This is a genomic window from Verrucomicrobiia bacterium (genome assembly GCA_035629335.1).
GTDB lineage: Bacteria > Patescibacteriota > Saccharimonadia > Saccharimonadales > Saccharimonadaceae > DASUUR01.
In genome coordinates this window covers 1-1,854 of record DASPIB010000016.1, presented here as the reverse complement: position 1 = coordinate 1,854, position 1,854 = coordinate 1, and the positions used below count along the sequence as shown (strand labels likewise).

Annotated in this window: 1 protein-coding gene; it reads right to left on the bottom strand. The window is 41.8% G+C overall.

What is annotated here, in order from left to right:
• Positions 1 to 857 precede the first annotated feature (857 nt).
• A complete protein-coding gene (locus tag VD907_06900; protein HYG84572.1) occupies positions 858 to 1,289 on the bottom strand; it encodes a hypothetical protein in 432 nt (143 codons plus the stop codon).
• Positions 1,290 to 1,854 lie beyond the last annotated feature (565 nt).

Sequence of the window (1,854 nt, the reverse complement as noted above, 5' to 3'; positions counted from 1 at the left end):
CCAAAACCCCAAAACCCCAAAACCCCAACTCATCAGCATAAATAAATAAAAGGAAAATGTATTTTCCGTATGGCGAGAGCATTAATTCAATAATCAATGGGGTTTAGGGAGCTTGCATTTTTTGGGTCTGGGTATTGTGGAATAGAATAATTAACAATTAAGTATACTTAAAGGTTACTTTTAATTAATGATTAGTATACTTAAAGGTTACTTTAATTAAGAATTAATGCTCTAATTAATCATTATCCGAGCAAGTAATCGAGACTCATTGTCGCCTACGAGAAGCAAAGAGTTCCCTATACACCAAATCTGATGTCTCTCTGTAACTACTCAGCGCCTTTGCCTCGTTGAGAGAAGTTACGCTTGCCCAGCATACTCGATTTATGCTTGGGATCGGTTGCGGGTGGTTTTAGCGCAAGTGGTTTCAATGCACACTGCGAAAGTTCCTCATAAGCTACGTCAAGGCTGCGAAGGTAGTGCGCCAACTCGGTGGCGGTAAACGGAAAAGCCTGTTATCCCCTATCGGAGAACGACTTCTCCGTCTTGATGAGGGCTGTTCTAACGAGTATAGCTTTCCAATCGTAGTTGTTGGGATCTTCATCTGCAATAGCGGGTAGTCCGTTGCTTGTCACGAATACACAGCAATCCTAGAAGTCCTGAGTTGGGTTCTGATACATAGCACGTGTAATAAAGCCTCTGCCTTCGAAGAAACGCTTCATATTCGCAAGATTGCTTGGCTTGAAGAGTTCATAGAAGTTGGCTTCATCAAGGAGCACAATCTGAGTGGCGTATTTGTGTCCGTTGTTGGTTATAGTATACTTTGCTTCAGTAAAGACAAGATCTTGACAATAGAATATTTATCCGAGAAGCTTGGACAGACACGTCTTACCTGCATTGGGAGCACCGTAGAACCACACAGTCCTCCGTTTGGTGCTTGCTGATTTCAAGAACACATTGTACATCTCAAGTATCAGGGCGTAGTAGTCGGATCCTTCGACAACACGCTTGACCTCCTGAATGCTTTTACTGGTGAGGGGGTGCGCTTCGCAATACTTCTCGAGTGTGACTCTAGTAGCTTCCTGAGGCTTTTTCTTGTGTGTGTGGTTGACATAATTTGAGTATAGAGTCTGAAACTCCTTAAGCCTAAGCGAGATAAGCTTGTATTCTTCGAGTAAACCTTGTTCGAGGTAGGAATTCATGAAATCGACTGGAGTGATAAGTGCTGTGCAGATGTCGCTGATGAATTTCTTCTGAAGCTTGCTTAGTAGGGTTTCTTTGGAATCTTTCATGGCGGCTTCCGCAGATTCGTGGATAGCCTGCGCAGCTTGCTGTGACTTCAAGTAGTTGACCGAAGTATCATCGAGACCTTCAGTCTCTTTAGCGAGTGATATCTGGTTGAGAGTGTGGTCGATTTGTGCTAAAGGGATCTCTTAAGTAATACTTACCTGGTGTTCAATTAGCAATTTGCCACCTTTATGTGATGATTTAAAAAGCTATCTGGATAAGCCCTTTGACTTGTGGTCTACTGAGAGTTACAGCCAGTAAGTATTTGGACACTTAAAAAGCATACACTAGTCTACTGACAGTATAGACTAAGCATACACTTCGAGGCTTTCTTTGAATTTGACAATGTCGGATTACTCACCTGAAACTTCAACAAGGAATTGGTAGCGATAGTTATTCCTGCTCATCTTTTTTATATTATAATATATATGCCTATTTATAGACTTTCCCGCCAATTCACCGTACCATCGTACCATCGTACCATGTATACCATTTCAATGATTGGTACGGTGATGATAATACTCTTAAATCTCATATCATATCCTACTTTGGGGTTTTGGGGTTTTGGGG

Excerpts from the sequence above, each read along its gene's own strand:
- VD907_06900 (HYG84572.1), bottom strand. The coding sequence starts at position 1,289 with ATGAAAGATTCCAAAGAAACCCTACTAAGCAAGCTTCAGAAGAAATTC.